Raw genomic sequence first — 22,923 nt, forward strand, 5'->3', positions numbered from 1 at the left:
ATATTAACTAGCCATGAAATTGCCACAACGTTGTTTATCTAAAAAATTAATATGTTGCCTTTCTAAGTAATATAATTCCTGAAATTTTATCGCATCTGAGTTTAAATCCTTAAAAAGTTCATCTATCTCTTTATTTGTATTTGAAGAACCTGAAGAAGGATTATCAATTAAAATAGATATACAATTTTCTAAAGTTTTTAATCTTTGAGATCCCCAAGATTCGATTAAGTGTCTACATCTTTTAAGAGAATTATATTTCTCAAGAAGTGATAATGTTCCTAGTAAATTATCCTTAGGATTACTCAGCAATGTTAAAAACAACTCATTTGGATTAATAAAAATATTAATTTTATTTGATAATTCAAGATTATTGAGAGCTAAGTAATCAGGCAGAAGTGAAATTAAGTTAATAGAAGAAAAATCTTTTTGAAGATTTTGACTATTGGATTGTTTTAAATCATTTAAATAATTTAAACCCAAATTATTTTGTTCAATTTTTGAAATAGCTTCCCATAAACTTTGAATATAACTAGTATTAAAACCATTAATATCTCTTTTAAGAAATTCATCACGAATAAATTGCCTGAGATCTGGACAATGTAAATAATAAAAAATTATTTCCGATTCATTTTTCTCCCTTCGGGATATTTCATTTGGTTGTTCAAATTTTTTTGATCTACCATGCCAACGAAATCCCTTTACTTGATTTCTTAAATCTTGTTCAAACTGTATTGCTAACCTAGCTTGTCCCTTACTTAATTGTTCGGACACTTTTTGTAGATAATGGGTTCTGGTTGATGATTGAGGTAATTTACTCAACAATTTTACCAATGACGAAATAACACTCTGGAAAATTTCAGACTTAGTTAAATCTTTATCTTTAAAGATCTGATCAATCTCCCAATCAATCCAATAGGATGAATTATCAATTAAATTAAAGTAATCTTCAGGCGTATGACTATTCAAATATTCGTCAGGATCTTTAAAATCTCTTAGTTTAAGTATCTTAAGATTAATTTGATCATGAAGGGATAGACTCTCGACTTCTTTAATTACTCTTTTTGTAGCTAAAATTCCTGCATTATCAGAATCAAAATTCAAAATTATATTTTTATTATCCGTACATCTACAAAGTTGAGAAATTTGATACTTATTTAATGCGGTACCGAGAGAAGCTACTGAATTAGTAATACCCTTTGAATGAAGTGAAATCACATCAAAGTAGCCTTCAACAATAATAGCTTTATCTCTTTTCCTAATATTGCTAGAAGCTTTTTCGAATGCAAACAACATTTTACCCTTTTCAAATATCTCCGATTCAGGAGAATTAAGATATTTGGGTTCCTGTCCATCAAGAGACCTTCCACCAAAAGCAACTACTCTTCCCTGCATATCATGTATTGGAACAATTAATCTATTTCTAAAACGATCATAAATCTTGTCAGAATTATCTTTAGAAATTGCAAGGCCTGAAGCTAAAATAAGTTTGATAGGAAATTTTTCTACCTTGGATAGATAGTTGAATAAATCATTCCATGAATTTGGGGCAAAACCTAATTCAAAGTTATCAATAATCTTATTACTCAAGTTTCTCTTTGATGTTAAATATTGCATAGCTTCAATACCAAGAGAATTATTTAATTGAGACTTAAACCAATTTTTAGTGACTCTTAATATTTTATAAAGTTCTTCTTTTCTAGATAATTGTTTTTTATAAGCCTCTACTTGGGGACCCTCTAGATTTTCAACATTAATATTATTTTTTTTAGCGAGAGAAAGTACAACATCTGAAAAATTTGCACGAGTAAATTCCATTAAAAATTTAATAGAATTACCACCGGCACCACAAGAAAAACAATAATAGAACTGTTTACTAGGTGATACTGTCATAGATGGCTTAGTATCATCATGAAAAGGGCAAATCCCAACAAATTCCTTGCCTTTCTTCTTAAGAACAATATGCTCAGATATAACATCCACAATATCCGCCTTTTCCTTAACCTCTTGAATAGTTCTTGGGTGTATAGAATGAACCATTGAGATTTTTATCAAAATTAGATAATGATTTATTTGTTATAGTTCAAAATCAAATAAGAATCTACTTAATTTCACAATAAAGCTATTTTTTAAATGATAAATATCGCCGTATTAGAAAAAAAATTTAATTCTTTAAATAAGTTTAATTTGGTATTAGCTTCATTCTTCTTTAGTTTGATGACATTGTGCGTAAAAAATATTGATAAAAGGATACCTATTTATGAATTAGTTTTTTTCCGATCATTGTTAAGTTTAATGATTACATTGTTCATAATTAATCTAAAAAATATAAATCCTTGGGGCAATAATAGACCATTACTTATCTTGAGAGGTGTTTTAGGAACATTAGCCTTAGTTTGTATTTTTTATGCAATAAGAAATATGCCACTTAGTATATCTACAGTTATTCAGTACACATATCCTATATTTATATCTATATTTGCTGGCATATTTATAAACGAAAAAATAACTCGCAATATAATTTTTGCATTAATTATTGGATGGATTGGAATATTTGTAATATTAAATCCAAGCCAATTATCAAATATAAGCGTTGAAATTGAAAAAATTTCGATTTCGATAGCATTTCTTGGAGCAATCTTCACTGCTTTGGCGTACGTTACAGTTAAAAAACTTTCATTCACTGAAAATGTTTATGTAATCATTGAATATTTTCCACTTGTTTCTTTTATAACATTATTGCCAATTGTTTTAATCAACTGGGTTACCCCAAATTGGAGTGAATTAGTTTGGATAATTGGCATTGGCTTATTTACTCAATTAGGTCAAACTTTCTTGACTATAGGATTAAAAAATTTACCTGCTTCTGAAGCTTCAACAATTAATTATTTACAAGTTTTATTCGGTTCAATTTGGGGGATTTTGTTTTTTAGTGAAATAATAAACATCAATTTCCTATTTGGAGCTTCTTTAGTTTTATTAGGAACTATCATATCTACTACCAAAATAATTAAAAAGACTTAGAATAACAACAGAGTAAAAAATAGTGTGAAATTTTTCTATTTAGCTTTTTTATTTTGTTTTTCTCCAATTCTTCATGTTAATGCCGGCACACCAAAGTCAGTAACATGTACAAGATCTGAATATAGAGAAGAATATATTCCTGGCACGAAATCAAACCCAGGTTACGTAAAAAGTTATGAAGTTGATGTCGTAGTGCCCTGCGGAGGTCATAATCAAGCTGAGAAAATAGATGATAATGATTGTAGTGAAGGTTCACTTATAGGAGGTATTCTAGGAGCTGGAATAGCACTTTCCTCATCTAGAGGAAAAGATAGATTGTGGGCCGTACCTGCCGGCGGGACAGCAGGGGCACTAATTGGATGCCAGGTGGATGGTGGTTAATTGATAAGTTGGATAAATGGAGAATTAGTTGAGTTTTGGCAAATTAATCAAAAATTTTTTGTATTAATAAATTGTCAAGGATTAGGATACGAAATCCAAATTTTAGAAACTTTCTTTCTCAAATTAAAAACAAATCAAATAACTAATAAAAACATTATTCTTTGGATAAAACATATCAAGAAAGAAGATTCCGATTTATTATTTGGTTTCATATCTAAGGATCAGAAGAATATTTTCATTGAAATATTAAATATCAGAGGAATAGGGTCACAAATTGGTATGAGCTTATTAAATAAATTTTCAATTAAAGAACTAGTAAATGCAATTAATAGTCAAAATAAAAAATTAATTTGTTCTGTGCCCGGCATAGGTCAAAAAATGTCTGAAAGGTTGATTTTAGAATTAAAAAGTAAATTTAAAAATAAATTACAACTAGATGAAGAAAAAAGTAAAAATGAATTTCAAATCAATGATTCTGAAATAAATAAAATGTTGCCTGACCTTGAATTAACATTAAAGTCTTTAAATTACACCAAAAGTGAAATTAAAAGTATTTTGCCAATTATTTTCAAAGAAACAGATATTCTTTCTAAAAAAGAAAAGAATAAATCATTTGAGAATTTATTAAAGTTAGCTATGAATTATTTAGATAATGAAGGTAGTAATATAGACAGATAACGTAGTAATATGATTTAAGGAAAAAAATTTTTTATGTCATTAGATACAGCAGAAAAACAGAAGCTTATTGAAAACCATCAAGTACACGCAACTGATACGGGTTCAGTTGAAGTTCAGGTTGCAATGCTAACTAAAAGAATTTCTAAATTAAGTGACCACCTCCAAGGAAACATCCATGATTTCGCTTCAAGGCAAGGATTATTAAAAATGATTGGTAAAAGGAAAAGATTACTATCTTACTTAAAAGACAAAAACGTTCAGAAATATCAAGAACTAGTAAAGAAAATTGGAATCAGAGGATGATCTCAATTAATGAAAAAAAAGCAATCTAAAAAAAAGACACAAAATAAAAAGAAAAAAATCTATTCTGAGACAAATGCTTTCGCTAATCTAGATAAAACTCCTATTCCTGTAACCAAACCAAAGCGATCATCAAGTGGAATACCTAAATATGTTGCTGATAGAATGGCAAGAAGAATATTTTTTACAGCTGGAATACCAACAATATTAGGAATGTCTGTTTTTGTTGTTAGCTATATTATCGTTACAAGAAATATTGCTGAAATTCCTCCTTCCTCAACCATTGCAATTTCAGCAATTTTTTTCTTGTTAGGTCTAGCAGGATTGAGTTTTGGAATATTATCAGCTAGTTGGGATAAAGAGCCTGGATCTTTTTTTGGTATTGAAAATATCCCAATGAACATACAACGTGCAAAAGCTGCCTTTAAACCTGCAACTCAAAATTTTGAGGATAAAAGTTAATCTAGGAAACTAAAGATTTCAAATTAACTTGGAATGATTTATCTTCTAATAATTTGCAAGCTCCTTGAATATCTCCAATACAGAATTGTTCACCAAATTTAACGTAGGTTACACTATTTTTATTTCTAACTGCAGCTAAAACTGGAATCTTGATTCCGCATCTACCTTTATCTGGTTTAAATTTAATTAAACAGTCTCTCAAAGTATTTTGTACCTTTACATCTGATGCTTGAGAACTTTCAAGATTAATAATTAGCAATTTAAGGTTATCGATTTCTCTGCAATCATCAATTATTAATTGAGTCTTATCACTTTTTTTATCAATTGTTCCCCATACCAGTAACCTTGTATCAGTCAGAAGAAATTCTGATAATCTGACATAGGTTTTTGGGAAAACTATTGCTTCGCAACTTCCAGAAAGATCTTCTAGCTGTACTATAGCCATCCTATCTCCTTTTCTAGTTGTAATTTGCTTCAAATCAGGGATCATTCCAACTAAAGAGACTTTGGTTCTATCTTTTGTTTCTTCTAACTGCGAAATGCTTATAGGAGATATAAGTTTTGCTGGCTTAGTTAAATGCTTTAGAGGATGATCAGATAAATAAAAGCCCAGTAGCTGTTTTTCTAACTTTAACTTCTCAATAAGTGAATAATCATCAACCTTTGCTAACTGTGAATCTGAAAAAGCAACATTAGAAAATTCTTCTTTAGAATCAAATAGATTTCCTTGCCCCGATAACCTATCACGATTTCTTGAAGAGGCCCACTCAATAACATGTTCGAGATCTGACAATAACTGAGCTCTATTATTATCATTTGAAAACTCATCTAGTGCTCCACAATGAATTAAAGATTCAAGACTTCTTTTGTTAAGAACATTAGTAGGTAAACGATCGCACAAATCGGATAATGATTTAAAACTACCAAAATTATTACGATTTTCAATTATATTTCTTATTGCAGAATCTCCTAAATTCTTAATTGCAGATAGCCCGAATAAAATCTGATTATTCTTAATAGTAAAATCAACCCCAGAAAAATTAATGCTTGGTGAAATAACTTCTATACCCATGGAATAACAATTAGAAATATATCTTTGCATCTTGTCGCTGGAGCCAGAATTTACGCTTAAGAGGGCTGCCATATATGCAACAGGAAAATGAGCCTTTAAAAATGCAGTTTGATAAGTTACAGCACCATAAGCAGTTGAGTGACTTTTGTTAAAACAATATTCTGCGAATAAAACCATTTGATCAAAAAGATCATTTGCTAATTTTTCATTTACACCTTTCTTCATAGAACCGTCCACAAAAATATTCCTATGCTTTACCATCTCAGATACTTTCTTTTTCCCCATTGCTCTTCGAAGTAAATCGGCATCCCCTAAAGAATAACCGGCTAAATCTTGAGCAATTTTCATGATTTGCTCTTGGTAAACCATAATCCCATAGGTTTCAGTGAGAATTGACTTAATAAAAGGATGAGGAAAATCAACCTTTTCGTTACCATTTTTTCGATTTATAAATTTAGGGATAAGGCCTGCATCAAGAGGACCAGGTCTATAAAGAGCCAATATGGACGAAATATCCTCTAGAGAATTAGGTTTGAAATCCTTAACGACCTGTTTCATACCTGAAGATTCAAGTTGAAAAATACCTTCAAGATCTCCTCTCCCTATAAGATCAAAGGTTTTACAATCATTTTGAGGTAACTCATCAATATTTAATTTCTTTCCAGTAGATTGATTAATAAGAGAAACTGTTTTTTCAATCATCGTAAGATTTTTAAGACCCAAGAAATCCATTTTCAATAATCCAAGTGATTCGATATCGTCCATAGAGTATTGGGTTATTATTTGTCCTTCATTATTTCTTTGAAGAGGTACAAGTTCGTCAAGAGGATCTGATGCTATAACAACTCCAGCAGCATGAACTCCATATGTTTTATTAGTTCCTTCAATTCTTAAAGCCAAATCAACCCATTTTTTCACCCTATTATCATTAATATATTTTTCTCGAAACTCTTGGCTAGGAGAATTCTTATCAATCATTTCATTTAATTTATGGGGTTTCCCTCTTACAACCGGTATTAACTTAGCCAATTTATCCGCCTCTCCATACGGTATATCAAGAACCCTTGCAACATCTTTTAAAACCGCCTTTGAAGTCATCTTATTGAAAGTAATTATTTGCGCAACTTTATCCTCTCCATAACGATTAGTAACATAATCTATGACTTCATTTCTCCTATCAATACAAAAATCAGTGTCAATATCTGGCATTGACTTTCTCGCTGGATTTAAAAATCTCTCAAACAACAATCCATGCTCAACAGGATCTATATTTGTAATTTGGAGAGCATAAGCTACTAGTGAGCCTGCTGCAGAACCTCTACCTGGTCCTACAGGGATAGAGTTATCTCTAGCAAATTTGATGTAGTCCCAAACAACCAAAAAATAATCTGGGAAGCCCATATCTTTAATAATTTTTAATTCGGAAGATAGTCTTTTTTTGTAGTTCTCATCAACCTCTGTAAGATCATTTTTTTTAAGTCTTTTTAAAAGGCCTTTATTAGATAAATTTGTAAGGAAAGAAAATGAATCTGTATCTTCATTAAGAGGGAATTTTGGCATTCTATAATTACCAAACAAATCAAATACTTCAACTTTTTGAGAAATTTCTACTGTATTGTTTACAGCCTCAATAATTGATTCATCATCAATATGATCTTTAAAAAGTTCAAGCATTTCATTTTCACTTTTAATATATTCTGTACCTGTATATCTCAATCTTTTTTCATCACTTATTAGCTTTCCTGTTAATACACAAAGCAAAGCGTCATGTGCTTCAACATCCATACTTGTTAAGTAGTGGGCGTCGTTGGTGGCGATAACTTTTATTTGGTGCTTCTTCCCAATTTTTATTAATTCAACATTAACAATTCTATCCTCAATCGAGCCATGATCTTGTATTTCTAGATAAAAGTCATCTGCAAATAATTTTTTATACCAAAGAGCTATATCCTCTGCTACGTCCAATCTACCTTTTAATATAGCCTGAGGAATCTCTCCACCAAGACAAGCTGTAGAAACTATGAGACCATCACTATATTTGCTTAAAAGAGATTTATCAATACATGGTCTAGAGAAAATGCCTCGACCTCTCATCCCATTTAGGTGACTTATTGTTGTTAACTTTACTAGATTCTTATAACCTGTATAATTTTTTGCTAAAACCACTAAATGATATCTTTTTTCTTTTTTTGGTTGAGGATCATCAATAGAACCATTAATCACGTACATTTCATTACCAATAATAGGCTTTATACCTTTCTCTTTACACTTCTTGACCAAATCAAGAACTCCATACATAACTCCATGATCAGTAAGAGCTATCGATTCCATCCCAAGATCAAAAGCCCTATCTACAATTTTGGAAATTTGACTGGCACCATCAAGTAAGCTGTAGTCACTATGATTATGAAGTGAAACGAAACCCATAATGAATCAATTTATATATATAAGATAGAGAAAATTTCTAAAAGATCTATATTTTGTGATTACAAATTAATTATTAATACAAATTTAAAATAAAGGATTGTTCTTAATTACCTGAGCATCAATTTCAAAGATATTTGCAGCATTCAATATTCTATCTTCTTCTAATACATTGCCTATTAATTGCATTCCAATAGGTAATCCTTTTGTATCAAAACCACAAGGAATACTTATTGCTGGGAGGCCTGCTAAATTAGCAGGAACAGTTAATAGATCAGACAAATACATTGAAAGTGGATCATTTACAAAATCTCCCTTCAAAAAAGCAGTGGTTGGGCAAGTTGGAGTTAATAAAATATCAACTTTCTTAAAAGCGTTTTCAAAATCTTTTCTTATAAGTGTCCTAACTTTTTGTGCCTTCTTATAATAGGCATCACTGTATCCAGCAGACAAAGCGTAAGTACCTATCAAAATTCTTCTTTGTACCTCATCTCCAAAACCTTCAGCTCTACTTTTTGAAGTCATATCTATAAGATTTGAACCTTCATTCGATCTATAGCCATATTTAACTCCATCATATCTAGCTAAATTTGCGGAGGCTTCAGATGGTGCAATGACATAATATGTCGCAATTCCATCGTTAAATCTAGGACAATCAACTTCGATAATTTCTGCTCCTAAAGATTGGAATCTATCAATTCCAGAAAGAACAGATTCCTTAACTTCTGGATTAAGCCCTGGGTGCTCAAAACATTCTTTAATGATTCCAATTTTTAAACCCTTTATAGATTTATTTAAGTCAGTCAAATAATTTGGTACTGGCTTATCAAGACTTGTTGAGTCAAAGGGGTCTTTACCAGATATTGAATAAAGAATTTCAGCCGCATCTGAGACAGTATTTGTAATTGGGCCAATTTGATCAAGAGAGCTAGCAAATGCTACTAGCCCCCATCTGCTAACTCTGCCATAAGTAGGTTTAAGACCTACGACGCCACAAAAAGAAGCTGGTTGTCTTATTGATCCTCCTGTATCGGAACCTATAGCCGCTGCACAAAATCCAGCTGCAACTGAAGCAGCACTACCTCCAGAACTGCCTCCAGGCACTCTATTAATATCCCAAGGATTTGAAGTAACACCAAATACGGAAGTTTCCGTTGAACTACCCATTGCAAATTCATCTAAATTTGTTTTTCCTAAACAAATTCCTCCTGAAGACCATAATTTACTTGAAGCTGTAGCTTCATATGGTGCAACAAAGTTTTTGAGCATTTTACTTGCACAAGTGGTTGCCACACCTTTAGTGCAAATATTATCCTTAATCGCTATTGGCATCCCCGCGAGAGCAGGAAGTTTTTCATTATTTTGAATTAATTTATCAATGTTCTCTGCTTGCGCGATAGCATTATCTTTTGTGGTACAAATATATGAGTTAATTTCAGGATCTTTATGATCGATTTTGGTAAAGATATCATTAATTAATTCCTTAACAGAAGCATTATTACTGATAATTTCTTTTCTTAAAGAATTAAAATTCATTTGTTAATTTCTTAAAAATTTATCAAATAGTTAATGGTTCTTCTTTTTTGCAACGTACTAAACTGTGTTTAATATTTTCATATCCTTCATCTGAAAGATCTTTAATAAAAGAAGGCATATTTTGTTTTAAACTACGTTTAGTAATAAATGGGCCGAACCAGTAGATACTACTAGGTTGATCTGTCTCAATTTTAGCCCACCAAGCTAAACCGAGTTTGTTTCCAAAGTTTCTAATCAATTTTTTTGGCCTATTGAGCCATCAATTCTTGTTAAATTCTATACAATTTTGTAGTGAAAGTTCAATAAATTTTTATTAATCATATAAATGTATTGAAACAACAACATTTTAGTGTTCTTTAAAAACAGTCCTTATTAACAATAAAATTATTTACCTGTCAAGTGAAATAGGGCTATGGCGGCCGCCACAGAGGCATTTAAACTTGAAGTCTTACCTTTAAGAGGAATACTTAATATGAAATCGCATTTTTTTTGTGTAAGCAAAGAAATACCATTATTTTCAGAGCCAACTACAACTACCAAAGGTGCTTTTTCTTGAAAATTTGATATAGATATTTGACCATCTCCTGATAAGCCAACAACAAGAAAACCATTTTTCTTAAGTTCCTCAAGTGCTCTATTTAAGTTAACAACTCTACTAACATGAAGGTGTTCTAAGGCTCCTGCAGCAACCTTGGCGACTGTTCCAGTCAATCCTGCAGACCTTCTTTGAGGAATAATTAAACCCTTGCAATCAAATGCTTCCGCTGATCTTATTATCGCACCAACATTATGAGGATCGGTTATACCGTCTAATGCGACTATTAAAGGATTTGGGCAATTGTGTTTCGAAAAATCAATTAATTGTTCTAGGGATATTGTTTTAGAGCATGCTAACTGCAATGCGACTCCTTGATGTGAAGCACCATAAGTCAATTGCGAAAGTCTGTTCCAAGAAACTTCTTCAATAAGAACTCCTTTTGATTTAAAATCCTTAAGCAAAATATAGAATTTGTCTGAAGAAAAAATTTCCGAAGTACACCAAATCCTATTAATAGCTCTATCACTACTAAGAGTCTCATAAACCGAATGTTTACCCCATATCCAATCATCAAAATTTCTCTTATTGGAAATCTCATTATGCATTTCTGAATTTTTAATAGGAAATTCTGTATTAGATTTAAATCTTGGATTTCTTCTCTTTACAGAGGAAAAAGTATTATTTTCATCATCTTTTTTAAAATTTTCTTGTTTCTTATTTTTAGCGGAATTTTTCAAAAATTTATCATTTTTTTCTGAACGATTTGTATTTTTTGAGTAATAACCAAAATCTGATTTTTTTTTGTACTCTTTATTATTTTTTCCGCGAAATTTATTTGAGGAGTTTTTCATAGATTCAGTTCATTTTTAATTCTAAATATTCAAAAAGTGTTGATAATCTTTGAGGATCTTTTAAAAATAGCCAGCCAATAAGAGTTTCAAAACCAGTTGCTCTTGAGTATATGATTGGGTCTGAAGATTTTGGATATCTCTTTGTTTTATTTCTAGCACGCCTAATTAGATCAATTTCATTTGAATTTAATAAATGTTCAATTTGACTTAATGCTTTTGACTGAGATTTTGCTTTTACTTCGTTTACTACAGATAAATGGAGGTCTTTAGATTTTAAAGGAAAATGAACATGCCTAAGTCTTTGGTGGAGCTCCCAAACCGAATCTCCAAGCCAAGCAAGTTGAATAACACCAATTTCATCAGGAGATCCATGTGGAACTAAGTTTTGAATCCAATAATTCAATTTTTTAAGAAATTTAATGCATCTTCAAGACTAGACTTTAAATTGAGAAAATCACCTAAACGAACAAGTTTAATTGTTTGAGCAACTCTGGAATTGCCAACAACAGAAAAACCTAGCTTTAATTTTTTGCTTTCTTTAGCAGTCTGAACAAGAGCTCCAAGACCGGAAGAATCGACAAAATCAATTTTTGTGAGATCAATAACATATGAAAGATCATTTTCTAAATTTTTATTAACGAAAGTCTTAAATTGTTTTTCTGAAAAGGCATCAAGTTGACCCTTAAAAGTAAAAACAATAATATTTGTTTTTACATCTATGTTTCCTCTTAGAGAAACCGTTAGCTTCTGGAAATCTTCTATGATCAAATCCCTCCATTAATTAATTTATTAAATGTAATTATCAAATCAAAAGAAAACAATATGTCAACATCTTTCTAACATTAGAGAAACAAATTTTTTAAATAAATAATCTGAGTCATGTGGGCCAGGCCCTGCTTCTGGATGATATTGAACACTAAAAATTGGCTTATTATAAACTTCCAAACCAGCGACTGTATTATCATTAAGGTTGTAATGGGTTATTTTAACTTTGTCTTTTGAGAGAGAATTAGGATCAATAGCAAAACCATGATTTTGACTCGTTATTTCAATTTTATTATTTTCACCGCAAGGATGATTTAAACCACGATGTCCAAAAGGTAATTTATAAGTTGAACCACCTAGTGCCAATCCAAATATTTGGTGGCCAAGGCAAATACCAAACATAGGAATTTCACCATATTCAATAAGTGATTTAGCTAAGTTTATGCCTTCAGATACAGAAGAGGGATCACCTGGACCATTTGAGAAAAAGATACCATCTGGCTTTTTAGAGAGAACATCTTTCAGAGAAGATTGAGAAGGCAAAACCAAAACTTCACAACCATGCGAAACAAGTCTATTTAGAATTGAATTCTTAATTCCAAAATCAATTGCTACTATTTTTAATTTTTTAGACGATTCAGTATGTCTTTTTCTTATGTCAAAATTTGTTTGTGTATAGTCTTTCCATAAATAATGTTGCTTAGTTGAAACTACTTTTGATAAATTTAACCCCTCCATTTTTGGCGTGTTATTAATTATCTTTAAACAACTTTCTAGAGTTTTATCTTCAGAAGTAATAACTCCATTCATTGAACCACTAGATCTTAATATTTTTACAAGAGCTCTCGTATCAATTCCATGTAGGCCTATGATATTCTTTTCAATTAACCATTGATTAAAATTCTTTTTAGATCTCCAATTGCTGTTGTTAGACGAAAAATTTCTAACAATTATGCCTTTAACATTAATATTAGATTCTGAATCTTCAAAATTGATGCCAGTATTTCCAATCTCTGGATAAGTAAATGTTAATATCTGTCCGTAATAACTTGGATCAGTAATAACTTCTTGATATCCAGTCATTCCTGTATTAAAGACTATTTCACCAATAGCTGTACCTGAAGCACCAAAATAAAATCCAGGAAATATAATTCCATTACTTAAAACTAATTTCGCGTTTTTCTTATATGGGTTAATCATCAAGTTGAAATTAAAATTCGGATAAATAATTTTTTAGGAGTAAAAACTTTTTCCAAGGATCTCCTTGATTAATTGAAAATAAAGCTTTATTAAACCCCTCATTTAAATCATCCTCAATACCTGCCACCCAAAGCACTAAAGCAGTATTCAAGGCAACAACATCAATATGAGATTTTTGTCCAGAACCATTTAAAACAGACTTTAATATTTCCTCATTAGAATCAAGCTCAGAAACCACAAGCTTTTCGTTAGAAATATTTTCATGCTTAAAATCTGAAATATTAACTTCTGAAAACCTTAATTCACCATTCTGAACAAACACTAATTTATTTTTACCTTGAAGCGAGGCCTCATCAAGGCCACCCGAACCGTGAACGACTATTGCTCTATTCATTCCCATTTTTAAAAGAGCACTTCCCATCGGTTTTAAGAGATCTTCAGAAGCAACACCCAAAACTTGTGCATTGGGTCTTAAAGGATTTACCAATGGTCCAAGTTGATTAAATATTGTCCTTATTCCAAGGGTCTTTCTTAATGGAGCAAGTTTTATTAATGATTTATGCCAAACAGGTGCAAACAAAAAAGTTATTCCAATTTCACTCACGGCTGTGATTACTTTTTCTAATGAACAATTTAAATTCAAACCAAGATTTAATAAAACATCGGCAGAGCCAACTTTCCCACTAGCACTTTTATTTCCGTGTTTTGCAATTTTTACTCCACAAGATGCAGCTACAAATGCTACTGCAGTTGAAATATTAAATGTATTAGCTCCATCACCCCCTGTTCCACAAGTATCTACCAAATACAAATTTGGTCTTGCTACTGGCAATTCGCAAACATTTAAGAGTTCCTCAGCCATAGAACTTAGTTCAACACCTGTAGAACTCTTTGCTCTCAAAGCACTCAAAAAAGCTCCTGTTTCAACATCTGAGATTTCATCATTAAGCCATCTTTGCATTAAAGATCTAGAGGCTAATTCATCAAGATGCATTCCCTCCAACAAATTATTTAGGATTTCAGAGTTTGATAGATTAGAAGACATTTATTTATGGAAGAAAAATTATGCAGATAAAATTTAATTTGAGGTATCAAAACCTGAGCCCACTAAATCTTTATTTGTATTAGAAGGCCTGAAACTTTTTTGCCAAATATTTTTTGTTTTTGAAAAAAGTTCATTTTTAGTGATCTTCCAAAAATTTAAAATTTTTTCAATATCGTTTTTAATTTCAATTTCTCCTGGGAAATTGGTATAACGATTTATTAATCTAGCTAAATTAATGAAGTCAAGATCTTCTGGTGTATTTTTTGTGATAAGGGAATCTATAATGTTTTTGTCTGTTTCATGTAATGGATGAGTTTGCTCGTTACCCATAAATAAATATTGAATCATTTATAAAATTAGCTCACATATTCAAAAATGAAACATTATCTTAATCATATCGGCAAAATAAAATGAAAAATTTAAAGATAAAAGTCATATCTAAATACCTAAGACCTTACAAAAAAGAATTTCTATATGGAGCTTTAGCTCTCTTATTAGTAAATATATTGAGTGTTGTAATACCCTTAGAAGTAAAAAATATAATTGACCAATTACAAAATGGGTTTTCTTCGGATTTTGTTATTACTAAATCTTTATGGTTAATATTTTTAGCAACTTGTATGGGTTTAATAAGATTATTTTCAAGACAGATTGTCTTCGGCATAGGTAGAAAAGTAGAAGTAAATCTGCGTCAAAAACTTTTTGACCATTTACTTATTCAAGATCCAGAATGGATTCAAAAAAAAGGTAGTGGAGACATTATTAGTAGAGCTACAAGTGATGTTGAAAACATAAGAAGACTTTTAGGTTTTACAGTTTTAAGCTTATGCAACATTGTCTTAGCTTATTCATTCACTATTCCTTCAATGTTTTCGATAAATAAAACATTAACAATTTCAGCTTTAATGATATTTCCATTAATCCTTGGAATTGTAAGTCTATTTGGCGGGAGGATGGTTAAACAAAGAAAAGCTCAACAAGAATCATTATCAAAACTTAGTGATTTAATACAAGAAGATCTTTCTGGTATAAGTGCCATTAAAATTTATGCCCAAGAGAATGCTGAGAAAAAAGAATTTAACATTTATAATAATGATTATCGAAATTCTGCGATAAAACTTGCAAGAACTGCGAGTACTCTATTCCCTTTGCTACAAGGGATTTCCTCAATTTCATTATTGATTTTATTATCATTAGGAACTTTTCAATTAGAGAGTGGATTTATTTCGATAGGTGGTTTAGTAGCTTTAATTCTATACGTAGAAAGACTGGTCTTCCCAACAGCTCTATTAGGTTTTACCTTAAATACTTTTCAACTTGGGCAAGTAAGTTTAGATCGTGTGGAAGAAATCTTTCAGAACAACCCAAATATTGTAGATAGAGCAGAAACTAAATTTTTAAAAAGAAAGGTCAAAGGATTATTAGAAGCAAAAAATTTAACAATAAAGTATCCAGGATCAAAATTTAACTCATTAAATAGTCTCAATTTTAAAATTTATCCTGGAGAACTTATTGCTATTGTTGGCCCAGTAGGTTGTGGGAAAACAACACTAGCAAAGTCTCTTGGAAGGACTATTGAAATTCCAGATAATCAATTATTTCTTGATGAAATTGATGTAAAAACTTTAAAATTAAGCGATCTTAGAAAAAATATTTCAATCGTTCCTCAAGAAGCATTCTTATTTACTTCTACAATCTCAGAAAACCTAAGTTTTGGAGAACCCAAAGCCTCTAAATATTTAGTTAAAGAAAGTGCTACAAAAGCAGGATTAATTGATGATATCAATAGTTTTCCTCAAAGATTTAAAACTATTGTTGGTGAAAGAGGTATTACATTAAGTGGTGGACAAAGGCAAAGAACTGCACTAGGAAGAGCACTACTTGTTAATTCTCCTATTGTTGTTCTTGATGATGCTTTAGCGAGTGTAGATAATAAAACAGCAGCAAGAATAATAGATGAAATGAGTGATAGAAGTAATAAAACAATCATAATGATTAGTCACCAACTTTCTGTTGCAGCTACCTGTGATAGGGTTTTAGTAATGGACCAAGGAGAAATAGTACAAGAAGGGGCTCATAAAGATTTAGTAAAAGTTAATGGGCTATATAAACAACTTTGGGAAAGAGAACTAGCTACCAGAATTGTTAAGAGCTAAAAGTAATATTTTTTACTTATAATAAATATTTAAATTATGTTTAAATTTCTAAAAAACATTATGAATAATGAGGTGGTAAATTCAACTAATGATGCTTATTTTTTACATAGAGTATTAAAAACAGATATCAAAAAAGATCCTAATCTAGAAGAAGATGAAATAATTTTTGGATGTGGTTGTTTCTGGGGAGCTGAAAAATGTTTTTGGAAACTTCCTGGAGTTGTCACGACTTCTGTAGGTTATGCTGGAGGTAAAAAAAACAATCCAACTTATTATGAAGTATGTTCAGGCTTAACTGGTCATTCGGAAGTTGTAAGAGTTATATGGGATAAAAGGGAATTAGATGTAAGTGATTTATTAAAAATGTTTTGGGAATGTCATGACCCTACTCAAAAAAACAGGCAAGGTAATGATATGGGAACCCAATATAGATCAGCAATATACTACAAAAATGAAAATAATACCAAAACTATTTTAGCCAGTAAGGAACAATATCAAAAGGAACTAAGCAAAAAAAATCTTGGTTTAATTGAAACGGAAATAAAAATGATTGATTCATATTTTTATGCGGAACAATATCATCAACAATATCTTGCATCAGCTGGAAGCAGACAGTACTGTTCCGCTTCACCTACAAAAGTTAAGTTAGGAGTTTTTACTGGAAGCAACTATAAATTAGAAGACCATATATGGGAAAACTTTAATTGGGAAGTTGACAAGTGTGTATTGAGATCTGATAACAATCCTATAAAGAATAACATTTAAATCAATCTAATCTTTATAGTAAAGATACGGGGCGTAGCGCAGTTTGGTAGCGCACCACTTTGGGGTAGTGGGGGTCGTGGGTTCAAATCCCGCCGTTCCGATTACTTATCGTCTTCATTTATAAGCGATTTGTATAGTTTATATGAACTTATGCCTACTGCTATGAATGTAAAAGAAGAAAAAAAAGCTAAAACCAATATAGTAAGATTTGACACTTCCACTTCACCTAATTGGAAAGATATAAAAATGTTCATTAGAAAGAATTTTTTTTAAAACCTTAACACAATTGCAAAAAAATTTTTTCATCCAATTATAAATTTAAAAGAATTACGATACCAAAAATTACTCGATAGATTATAAATATTTTCAACCCATTTGAAGAAAAATACTTTAATAGGAAATCTATTGCCAATAAAGATGACAAAAATGTAGTAGTGAGACCAACAAAAAGAGGAAGAAAGCCTATTGAAAAAAAATCATTAAAAGAAGAAATAAACTCAACAATCGCAGCAAGAGAAATAGCTGGCATCCCCAAAAGAAAAGAAAATTTCGCAGCATCTCCCCTTTCCCATCCTGATATTAAAGCGCTAGAAATAGTGATCCCCGATCGTGAAACACCAGGGAAAATTGCAAATGCTTGAAAGAAACCTATTAAAAAACTATTTGAATAATTATGGTTTTTAATATTAATAGAACCTCTTTTTGAACTATCTGCCAAATACATAAAAAAAGCCATTAGAAATGAGACTAATGCTATTGATAAATTTGAACGCAGAACGTTTTCAAAAAAAGAAGGGATAAATATTTTTATACTCCCACCAAGCAAAACAATTGGTATAGTTCCAATCAAAATAGACCTTAATAATCTTTCATGTAAGAAATATTCAAGAATTTTTTTGGAAGATTGGCTTCTGAGATTAAAAAAATCATTCCTAAAATACCAAGCTATGGCTAGAACACTTCCAAGTTGAATAGTTGCGGACAAAGATGCTCCAGGATCATCAATACCTAAAAAAAGAGATATAACTTTTAAATGAGCCGTACTACTTACAGGGATAAATTCCGTCAACCCTTGAATTAATCCATATAAAACAAATTTTAAATATTCCAAAAATTATTAAATTACCTAATTTATTAATAGCAATTTACATTTAAAAATTAAAAGGTAGTATGGAAAAATGAAAAAAAAATCTATCTTAATATTATTGTTTCTTTTTTCCTTAATCTTTTCTGGTTCTGCGAAAGCTAACTATTGGTTAATAATTGGAACATATAGACAAGGGCCAGGAGGAAGACCAGAGGTTAGTGGAATAACAAGTCCTTCATTACATTCTATTCCCATTAAAGATTTAGATACCTGTAATAAGGCGGGCGAAAAAATTACTAATGAAATATACAAACCTGTTTGGCAATTTGATAGTAGATGGACCTGTGTATTTGGAGGTGATTAAGAATAAAGTTACCTCTTAACATCGTGAGCACAGCCATCACCTTTATAATTTTCACTCTCGTAAAAATCATTTTTTGTCCCAAAATAAACAGTTAATAAAACAAAAGGTAAACTTAATATAAATAAAATAGTTGTTAGATCCATAATGTTAACTTATTAAAAGGTTATGAAAAATTACAATTTGTTGATTAACTAATGTTTAATAATCTGTTGGTCCTTTAATACCAAGATAAAAGAAAGCTCCTAAACCAACTAAAAGTAACACTCCGGCGATAGCTGCAGAAGGTACAAAACCTCCTATTGCAAAGGAAGAAAAATAATACATCTATAAAACTAAAACTAGTTTGATAATATCAATAAAAACTAGGTATTTGTAAAAAATTTTGACTCGAAGACAATTAGAAAATATCTGTTCTATGCAACTAAAGTTGAATCTTCGTTATCAGCCGAAATTCTTATTCTCTCTTCCAACTTAGGACCATATAATTCATTTCCCCAGATTTCAACTCTTGAATCATTTGGTGCCATAAAAGTAAGAATGTCAGTTGGAAATAAAACTCTCTCTAAGAAAAAATTTGATGGACCAATACATCTCAAGACAACCATCCTACAGCTTTCATTTTTGTAAGAAAACTCAACCATCTCTTAACAGCAAAAATATCTACAATTAAACACTACTGAGAGCTGAAAAAAATGTATAAAAAATTACTGAAAAAAAAGAAATTTAAAAAATTGCTAGAAATTCAATCCAGCCTCAACTAAATTTCTTTGTTGATCAATTAATAAAAGCGCGTAGGATTTTATAACATCAAAACTTTTATGAGGAATTGAGACATTAAGCATTCTCAAGAAATTAGATAAATTTTCATCTTTAAGGGCATTACCTTTCTTTAAAAACATTTCTTTTTCCTGATTTGATTTCCATATATTCATATATTCAATCTTCAAGGGCTTTAAGTGCCAAATATTATCTATTAAAGTCCAAACATCTAAATATTCGTTTAGGTTTTTTTGAATTTTTAATACATAAGATGATTCATGAAGACTCAAATTTGTTTTATTTATGGGTCGATCAGTTATGTCATTAGAATAGGGTCTTATTCCCAAAAACCATCCCTCAAGAATTAATAAATCAGGATTTTCTAATCTCCAATGAGATCTATCACCTAAACCATTTCTTAAAGATTTATCAAAAACTGGTACATTTAATTCTCCATTCATCTTCCAATTTAATAATTTTTCATGCATTAATTTTACAGAGTGACTACCAGGAAACCCTCTTGAAACATTCCAAGGGTTATTCTTAATTGCTAATTTCATTTCATTCGATGGGAGATAAAAATCGTCAATTGAAATAACCGCAATTTTAAAGTTTAATTTTAACGATATAGCTTCGAGCCATTTACCTAATGTTGTTTTACCGGTACCAGGTAAAGCTGAGATTCCAATAATTTTTCTATCAGAAAAATTATTTTGAAATTTATAAGCCTGAGATAAAAGAGGTAATGCCAAACCCCAAATCCAATCATCATTTACTTTATTGCTCCAATATTGATCAATTGAAAGAATATTTCTTTTATTATTCCAAAAATTGAACCAATCATCCAAGGATTCCCAACCAATATCAATAATTAATTTTTCAAATTTATCAAGAGGAAAATTAATATCTAAATCTTTCATCTTTCTAACTTAGTTCTCGCTTATTTATCAATTTATTAATTTCATTTTTCCAACCATATCCATTTGGTTCAGAAGCTAAAGTAAATTCCAAATCTTCTAATTGAGCTAGTAAATTTAAGTTAGGTCCATCTTTTCCAGGAATAACAATTTTAATATCTGAGTTTAAAAGTAGAGGTAAATCATTTGGAGAATCGCCTAAACCTATTATTTCAATATTTTGAACATTTGAATATTCTTTAAGTACATTAATTGCTTTACCTTTATTCGATTTTGTCGATAATAAGTGACTCATTCTATTTCCTTTAAAAATATCAACATTGAATTTTTTACAACAGATATTAATTTTCTCTTCTAAGTAACTTGGCGGATTTAAAAAAGGCATGCTCCAGTGCCTATCACGCATTAAGTTCAATGAGTTCCCTTCTAAACCTGTAAGCTGAGTGGCTTCTTGATTGGTGAGATTATTAAGAGGAGTAAGTTTATAATCGATTTCACCAGAAATAAAATTTAAGATTTCCTCAAGAGATTCGTATTTCATTCCAAGAATAATTTCTCCATTTACTCTTTTAAGAGATTCACCATATATTGCTGCACCATTTTCAACAATATAAGGATCTGTCAAGTTAAGTTCCTTTCTAATAACTTTTACTTCAGAAGCAGTTTTGCTTGTACAAAGAATTACGGGGATAGATAATTTTTGTAGTTTTTTAATAGTTTCTTTAGCAGGTGATAAATCATATGAGTGATCCATTAAAGTACCATCTACATCACTTACTACCCAAATAGAAGAATTTTCTATCATTTTTATAAAGCACCAAGCCAAATTACTTGAAAAGGATCAAGGCTAATATTTTTGCAATTGTATTTAGTGGATGTTAAAAAATCATGGGTATTGAAATCATTATCAATTATTTTTGGTAAATCATTATCATTCAATTGATAATTAATTTTATTTTCAGTCATATTGTGGATTGCAAAAACTGACTCAGGACCATTACCTCTCTTGATTACAACAATATCACTTCTACTTTTAGACAAGCATTTCATTTGTGAACAAGGGTGAAATTGCTTTAATTTTGATCTGACATCCATAGCATTGCGGAGATATTTTAAGTTTTTATTAGCGTTAGATTCAGGATTACTTAAAACGGCTAAAAGATTTTCTGCTTTAAACTTTTCTCTATTAAGGTCTCTTCTTTGACCTGTCATAGAAAAACTTTTGATATCATTTTCTGAAGCTAGTAATGCTGGCAAATAAAATGCAGGGACCCCTTTCAGAGACATTACTAATAATTGACTCAAAATAAATCTCTCATATTGAAATCTTTTAGCATCTCTACTGGAGTCTTCCATTGCGCTCCACCAACTAATATTCAATTCATAAGGTTTATCATCACCATTTGATAAACGTCTATGACTTACTAATCCGCCTCTTTTCTCACAATTAATTAATAAATCTTTAATTCTCTGCTCATTCATTAAACCCTCAAGAGCTCTTAACCCAACACCATCGTGCGATGCAGTGAAATTAAATAAAGTAGTACCTTCAGGTAATATGGGCCAATCAAAAATCCATGAGTTTAGAATATCAGCTCTTGAAGTAATAATTGCCTCTAAAAGAAGGGGAGGCAATGGGAAATTGTATGCCATATGGGCTTCATCATCAGAAATCAGATAAGACAGATTCTCCTTTTGGGGAACATTAGTTTCAGTTATTAAAACTCCCTCATCAAGAAGATTATTTAAAAAAACTCTTAAGAGTTTTACTATAGAATGCGCTTTAGGCAAATGTAAGCATGTTGTACCTGATTCCTTCCAAATAAAACCTACAGCATCAAGTCTTAACCATTTAATTCCATTAGATAAATAATTAATAATTAAATTTAAGAACTCAAGAGTCATTTTTGGATTATGCCAATTCAAATCAATTTGATCTGGACCAAAAGTTGTCCAAACTTGTTTAGGGCCATCTTCAGTATTTATTTGAGAAAACAAGGAGGAACTTCTTGGTCTAACTACATTAGACCAGTCAAGATTTTGTTTTGGTGAAAAAACATTTGATATGCCCGGTTCTTGGCATTTAATAAATTGTTGAACCCATGGATGAGATGATGAAACATGGTTTAGGACTAAATCAGCCATCAAATCATGATTTTTAGAAATACTTTTGAGATCATCCCAATCACCAAATTTTTCTTCTAAGGAATCATAACTTGAGACTGCAAAACCTCCATCACTTGTAGATTTCAAAAAAGGAAGAATATGTACAACTTTAGAAAGACTGCCAAAATGTTTACTTAACAATTCATTAAGAGTTGTTAATGTTGCCTCGCCATTTTTATAAATACTATCTGCATAAGTTATCAAAACCGAATGAGATTCATTCCAGCTTTCCTTATCTCTTTTTTCTTCATAAGCAGATTTCTCTGAGAAATCATCTAAAATCTGTAATAATTGATTTGAAATAAAATTAATTTCTTCTGTAGTATTATTTGAATAAATTGTTTTTAGCAATTTATCAATCTTTAATCTATCTATTTTTTTCTCTGAATCAATTTGCTTCACTTTGAAAAATCAACGAAGTATTAATACTATTCTG

The 22,923-nt window shown here is 30.6% G+C and carries 23 protein-coding genes and 1 tRNA gene; 9 read left to right on the forward strand and 15 right to left on the reverse strand.

From position 1 onward, the window contains the following. Positions 1-3 precede the first annotated feature (3 nt). Positions 4-2,037, reverse strand: a complete 2,034-nt coding sequence (locus JJ842_00835; GenBank protein MBO6970456.1) for a DNA primase — start codon at positions 2,035-2,037, stop codon at positions 4-6. A 93-nt stretch (positions 2,038-2,130) separates the two neighbouring features. Here JJ842_00835 and JJ842_00840 point away from each other — a divergent pair, with 93 nt between their 5' ends. From JJ842_00840 to JJ842_00860, 5 genes are read left to right on the forward strand one after another with little or no spacing between them, the layout of a single operon-like run. Further along, positions 2,131-3,021: a DMT family transporter gene (locus JJ842_00840; GenBank protein ID MBO6970457.1), complete on the forward strand. Its 891-nt coding sequence runs from the start codon at positions 2,131-2,133 to the stop codon at positions 3,019-3,021. 24 nt (positions 3,022-3,045) lie between these two features. Continuing rightward, positions 3,046-3,402, forward strand: coding sequence for a glycine zipper 2TM domain-containing protein (locus tag JJ842_00845; GenBank protein MBO6970458.1), 357 nt, complete (start codon positions 3,046-3,048; stop codon positions 3,400-3,402). Continuing rightward, positions 3,403-4,080: a Holliday junction branch migration protein RuvA gene (ruvA, locus tag JJ842_00850; protein ID MBO6970459.1), complete on the forward strand. Its 678-nt coding sequence runs from the start codon at positions 3,403-3,405 to the stop codon at positions 4,078-4,080. Between the two features lie 33 nt (positions 4,081-4,113). Continuing rightward, positions 4,114-4,383, forward strand: coding sequence for a 30S ribosomal protein S15 (rpsO, locus tag JJ842_00855; protein ID MBO6970460.1), 270 nt, complete (start codon positions 4,114-4,116; stop codon positions 4,381-4,383). 9 nt (positions 4,384-4,392) lie between these two features. Beyond that, the gene (locus JJ842_00860; GenBank protein ID MBO6970461.1) at positions 4,393-4,842 is read left to right on the forward strand and encodes a PAM68 family protein; all 450 of its coding nucleotides are present in this window, start codon (positions 4,393-4,395) and stop codon (positions 4,840-4,842) included. Position 4,843: 1 nt separating this feature from the next. Here the strand turns inward: JJ842_00860 and JJ842_00865 are convergent, their stop codons facing one another. From JJ842_00865 to JJ842_00905, 9 genes are all read right to left on the reverse strand, one after another. Then, the gene (locus tag JJ842_00865) at positions 4,844-8,341 is read right to left on the reverse strand and encodes a DNA polymerase III subunit alpha (protein MBO6970462.1); all 3,498 of its coding nucleotides are present in this window, start codon (positions 8,339-8,341) and stop codon (positions 4,844-4,846) included. 84 nt (positions 8,342-8,425) lie between these two features. Next, positions 8,426-9,874 carry an Asp-tRNA(Asn)/Glu-tRNA(Gln) amidotransferase subunit GatA gene (gene gatA, locus JJ842_00870; protein MBO6970463.1) on the reverse strand — a complete coding sequence of 483 codons (1,449 nt, stop codon included), beginning with the start codon at positions 9,872-9,874 and terminating at the stop codon, positions 8,426-8,428. A gap of 22 nt (positions 9,875-9,896) precedes the next feature. Further along, positions 9,897-10,112 carry a DUF1816 domain-containing protein gene (locus JJ842_00875; GenBank protein MBO6970464.1) on the reverse strand — a complete coding sequence of 72 codons (216 nt, stop codon included), beginning with the start codon at positions 10,110-10,112 and terminating at the stop codon, positions 9,897-9,899. A gap of 146 nt (positions 10,113-10,258) precedes the next feature. Beyond that, complete coding sequence (rlmB, locus tag JJ842_00880) at positions 10,259-11,263, reverse strand: 23S rRNA (guanosine(2251)-2'-O)-methyltransferase RlmB (protein ID MBO6970465.1); 1,005 nt, start codon at positions 11,261-11,263, stop codon at positions 10,259-10,261. A 4-nt stretch (positions 11,264-11,267) separates the two neighbouring features. Then, a complete protein-coding gene (locus JJ842_00885; GenBank protein ID MBO6970466.1) occupies positions 11,268-11,666 on the reverse strand; it encodes a ribonuclease III in 399 nt (132 codons plus the stop codon). Further along, a complete protein-coding gene (locus JJ842_00890; protein MBO6970467.1) occupies positions 11,663-12,031 on the reverse strand; it encodes an anti-sigma factor antagonist in 369 nt (122 codons plus the stop codon). Before JJ842_00890 ends, JJ842_00885 begins: the two co-directional genes overlap by 4 nt. Positions 12,032-12,088: 57 nt before the next feature. After that, entirely contained in the window at positions 12,089-13,228 is a 1,140-nt protein-coding gene (gene carA, locus JJ842_00895) for a glutamine-hydrolyzing carbamoyl-phosphate synthase small subunit (GenBank protein MBO6970468.1), read from the reverse strand. A 10-nt stretch (positions 13,229-13,238) separates the two neighbouring features. Beyond that, on the reverse strand, positions 13,239-14,273 hold the full coding sequence (gene trpD, locus JJ842_00900) for an anthranilate phosphoribosyltransferase (protein ID MBO6970469.1): 1,035 nt from the start codon (positions 14,271-14,273) through the stop codon (positions 13,239-13,241). A gap of 33 nt (positions 14,274-14,306) precedes the next feature. Then, entirely contained in the window at positions 14,307-14,603 is a 297-nt protein-coding gene (locus JJ842_00905; GenBank protein ID MBO6970470.1) for a DUF3288 family protein, read from the reverse strand. A gap of 80 nt (positions 14,604-14,683) precedes the next feature. On the opposite strand from JJ842_00905, the gene JJ842_00910 reads away from it, so the two are divergent. From JJ842_00910 to JJ842_00920, 3 genes are all read left to right on the forward strand, one after another. Beyond that, complete coding sequence (locus JJ842_00910) at positions 14,684-16,429, forward strand: ABC transporter ATP-binding protein (protein ID MBO6970471.1); 1,746 nt, start codon at positions 14,684-14,686, stop codon at positions 16,427-16,429. A gap of 36 nt (positions 16,430-16,465) precedes the next feature. After that, on the forward strand, positions 16,466-17,194 hold the full coding sequence (gene msrA / locus JJ842_00915; protein ID MBO6970472.1) for a peptide-methionine (S)-S-oxide reductase MsrA: 729 nt from the start codon (positions 16,466-16,468) through the stop codon (positions 17,192-17,194). Positions 17,195-17,221: 27 nt separating this feature from the next. Continuing rightward, positions 17,222-17,295: transfer RNA gene (locus JJ842_00920), tRNA-Pro, on the forward strand. A 209-nt stretch (positions 17,296-17,504) separates the two neighbouring features. On the opposite strand, the gene JJ842_00925 is transcribed toward JJ842_00920, so the two are convergent. Then, positions 17,505-18,305: an undecaprenyl-diphosphate phosphatase gene (locus JJ842_00925; protein ID MBO6970473.1), complete on the reverse strand. Its 801-nt coding sequence runs from the start codon at positions 18,303-18,305 to the stop codon at positions 17,505-17,507. Between the two features lie 67 nt (positions 18,306-18,372). Here JJ842_00925 and JJ842_00930 point away from each other — a divergent pair, with 67 nt between their 5' ends. After that, complete coding sequence (locus JJ842_00930; GenBank protein ID MBO6970474.1) at positions 18,373-18,645, forward strand: hypothetical protein; 273 nt, start codon at positions 18,373-18,375, stop codon at positions 18,643-18,645. 413 nt (positions 18,646-19,058) lie between these two features. Here the strand turns inward: JJ842_00930 and JJ842_00935 are convergent, their stop codons facing one another. The 4 genes from JJ842_00935 to JJ842_00950 all read right to left on the reverse strand — a co-directional run bounded on the left by JJ842_00935 (position 19,059) and on the right by JJ842_00950 (position 22,889). After that, on the reverse strand, positions 19,059-19,286 hold the full coding sequence (locus JJ842_00935) for a DUF1830 domain-containing protein (GenBank protein ID MBO6970475.1): 228 nt from the start codon (positions 19,284-19,286) through the stop codon (positions 19,059-19,061). A 93-nt stretch (positions 19,287-19,379) separates the two neighbouring features. Next, the gene (locus JJ842_00940; protein ID MBO6970476.1) at positions 19,380-20,324 is read right to left on the reverse strand and encodes a kinase; all 945 of its coding nucleotides are present in this window, start codon (positions 20,322-20,324) and stop codon (positions 19,380-19,382) included. 4 nt (positions 20,325-20,328) lie between these two features. Continuing rightward, positions 20,329-21,126 (reverse strand): mannosyl-3-phosphoglycerate phosphatase-related protein, encoded by a 798-nt coding sequence (locus JJ842_00945; GenBank protein ID MBO6970477.1) that lies wholly within the window; start codon positions 21,124-21,126, stop codon positions 20,329-20,331. Between the two features lie 2 nt (positions 21,127-21,128). Further along, a complete protein-coding gene (locus JJ842_00950) occupies positions 21,129-22,889 on the reverse strand; it encodes a sugar phosphorylase (GenBank protein ID MBO6970478.1) in 1,761 nt (586 codons plus the stop codon). Positions 22,890-22,923 lie beyond the last annotated feature (34 nt).

This window comes from Prochlorococcus marinus CUG1433 (assembly GCA_017644425.1).
Taxonomy (GTDB): Bacteria; Cyanobacteriota; Cyanobacteriia; order PCC-6307; family Cyanobiaceae; genus Prochlorococcus_A; species Prochlorococcus_A marinus_U.

Excerpts from the sequence above, each read along its gene's own strand:
- gatA (MBO6970463.1), bottom strand. The coding sequence starts at position 9,874 with ATGAATTTTAATTCTTTAAGAAAAGAAATTATCAGTAATAATGCTTCT.
- JJ842_00910 (MBO6970471.1), top strand. The coding sequence starts at position 14,684 with ATGAAAAATTTAAAGATAAAAGTCATATCTAAATACCTAAGACCTTAC.
- JJ842_00860 (MBO6970461.1), top strand. The coding sequence starts at position 4,393 with ATGAAAAAAAAGCAATCTAAAAAAAAGACACAAAATAAAAAGAAAAAA.
- rlmB (MBO6970465.1), bottom strand. The coding sequence starts at position 11,263 with ATGAAAAACTCCTCAAATAAATTTCGCGGAAAAAATAATAAAGAGTAC.
- trpD (MBO6970469.1), bottom strand. The coding sequence starts at position 14,273 with ATGTCTTCTAATCTATCAAACTCTGAAATCCTAAATAATTTGTTGGAG.
- JJ842_00905 (MBO6970470.1), bottom strand. The coding sequence starts at position 14,603 with ATGGGTAACGAGCAAACTCATCCATTACATGAAACAGACAAAAACATT.
- JJ842_00940 (MBO6970476.1), bottom strand. The coding sequence starts at position 20,324 with ATGAAAGATTTAGATATTAATTTTCCTCTTGATAAATTTGAAAAATTA.
- JJ842_00945 (MBO6970477.1), bottom strand. The coding sequence starts at position 21,126 with ATGATAGAAAATTCTTCTATTTGGGTAGTAAGTGATGTAGATGGTACT.
- JJ842_00935 (MBO6970475.1), bottom strand. The coding sequence starts at position 19,286 with ATGGTTGAGTTTTCTTACAAAAATGAAAGCTGTAGGATGGTTGTCTTG.
- JJ842_00930 (MBO6970474.1), top strand. The coding sequence starts at position 18,373 with ATGAAAAAAAAATCTATCTTAATATTATTGTTTCTTTTTTCCTTAATC.
- carA (MBO6970468.1), bottom strand. The coding sequence starts at position 13,228 with ATGATTAACCCATATAAGAAAAACGCGAAATTAGTTTTAAGTAATGGA.
- rpsO (MBO6970460.1), top strand. The coding sequence starts at position 4,114 with ATGTCATTAGATACAGCAGAAAAACAGAAGCTTATTGAAAACCATCAA.
- msrA (MBO6970472.1), top strand. The coding sequence starts at position 16,466 with ATGTTTAAATTTCTAAAAAACATTATGAATAATGAGGTGGTAAATTCA.
- JJ842_00840 (MBO6970457.1), top strand. The coding sequence starts at position 2,131 with ATGATAAATATCGCCGTATTAGAAAAAAAATTTAATTCTTTAAATAAG.
- JJ842_00835 (MBO6970456.1), bottom strand. The coding sequence starts at position 2,037 with ATGGTTCATTCTATACACCCAAGAACTATTCAAGAGGTTAAGGAAAAG.
- JJ842_00865 (MBO6970462.1), bottom strand. The coding sequence starts at position 8,341 with ATGGGTTTCGTTTCACTTCATAATCATAGTGACTACAGCTTACTTGAT.